The sequence below is a fragment of the Pelagimonas phthalicica genome (assembly GCF_004364805.1).
GTDB lineage: Bacteria > Pseudomonadota > Alphaproteobacteria > Rhodobacterales > Rhodobacteraceae > Pelagimonas > Pelagimonas phthalicica.
Window position 1 is genome coordinate 1 of record NZ_SOAP01000019.1, and the last position, 1,817, is coordinate 1,817.

General features: G+C 63.1%; 1 protein-coding gene. It reads left to right on the forward strand.

Features of this window, described 5'->3' with window-relative positions; genetic code table 11:
- The coding region (locus tag CLV87_RS23725; protein ID WP_099249853.1) for a bifunctional 5-dehydro-2-deoxygluconokinase/5-dehydro-2-deoxyphosphogluconate aldolase at nucleotides 1-1,817 on the forward strand (1,817 nt) is incomplete at both ends.

Genomic DNA, 1,817 nt, shown 5'->3' on the forward strand with positions numbered 1-1,817 from the left:
CTTGATTTGATCACGATTGGCCGTAGTTCGGTTGATTTATATGGCGCTCAGATAGGTGGGCGGCTTGAGGATATGGGGTCTTTTGACAAATATATCGGCGGCAGCCCGACCAATATTGCCTGTGGCACGGCGCGGTTGGGGTTGAAATCGGCGGTGATCACCGGGGTTGGTGATGAGCATATGGGCCGGTTCATTCGCGAGCAGTTGCAGCGCGAGGGGGTCAATACGGACGGGGTCAAGACCGATCCTGACCGTCTGACCGCGCTGGTCCTGCTGGGCATTCGCGACGAAGAACAGTTTCCGCTGATTTTCTACCGCGAGAACTGCGCCGATATGGGGCTGACCGAAGAGGATATCGACCCGGATTTCATCCGCAGCGCGCGGGCGATTGTCGCCACGGGCACGCATCTGTCGCATCCCCAGGTCGAGGCCGCGACGCTCAAGGCGTTGACCATCGCCCGCGCCGCCGGTCAGCAAACCGCGCTGGACATTGATTACCGCCCCAATCTTTGGGGCGTGGCCGGGCATGGCGATGGCGAAAGCCGCTTTGTCGAAAGCGCCGCTGTCACGGCCAAGCTGCAGGAAAGCCTACATCTTTTCGACCTGATCGTCGGCACCGAAGAAGAGTTTCACATCGCCGGTGGCAGCACCGATACCATCACCGCCCTGCGCGCGGTGCGGGCGGTTTCTGACGCGACCTTGGTCTGCAAACGCGGCGCGGATGGGGCGGTGGCCTTTACCGGTGACATCCCTGACAGCCTTGATGAGGGCGAGGCCGGGCCGGGCTTTCCGATCGAAGTTTTCAACGTTCTGGGGGCGGGTGATGGGTTCATGTCGGGCCTGCTCAAGGGCTGGCTGGACAAGGAACCCTGGCCCGTCGCGCTGAAATACGCCAATGCCTGCGGGGCTTTTGCCGTGTCGCGCCATGGCTGCACCCCGGCCTATCCCAGCCTGGAAGAGCTGGAATATTTCTTTGATCGCGGGCTGATCCGCGCCGATCTGCGCAATGATACCGAGCTTGAGCAGGTGCACTGGGCCACCAACCGTTCTGGTGATTGGTCCAGCTTGCGCACCTTTGCCTTTGATCACCGCCTGCAACTGGAAGAGATGGAGGGCTATAGCCTGTCCAAGGGCGCGGCCTTCAAAGAGCTGTGTCTGGAGGCGGCGCTGACGGTTCAGAATGGCCAGCCGGGCTATGGCATCCTGTGCGACAACCGCATCGGTCGCTCGGCCCTGCATCGCGCCAGCGGGTCGGGCCTGTGGATCGGCCGCCCCACCGAGCTGCCCGGGTCGCGCCCCATCCAGTTTGAGCCGGAGCTGGGCGATGATCTGGGGCGGTTGCGCGAATGGGCGCGGGAAAATGTGGTCAAACTGCTGGTCTTTTGCCACCCCGATGACACCAGCGACACGCGCGCCCTGCAAGAGGAACGGGTCAAGCGGCTGTATCAGGCGGCGCGGCGCAACGGGTTGGAATTCCTGCTCGAGGTAATCCCCTCCAAGGTGGGCCGCGTCGATGACAGCAGCACGGCCAAGCTGATCCAGCAATTCTACGATGCCGGGATCTATCCGGATTGGTGGAAGCTGGAACCCTTCACAACCGAAGCGGCCTGGGACCAGGCGGTCAACGCGATCGAGCGCAACGATCCCCGCACCCGCGGCATCGTGGTGCTGGGCCTGGACGCCCCCGAAGACGCGCTCGCCGCCTCCTTTGCCCTGGCGGCCAAACAACCCCTGGTCAAAGGCTTTGCCGTCGGCCGCACAATCTTCGCCGACCCCGCCCGCGCCTGGCTCAAAGGCGACATCAACGACGCAGAGGC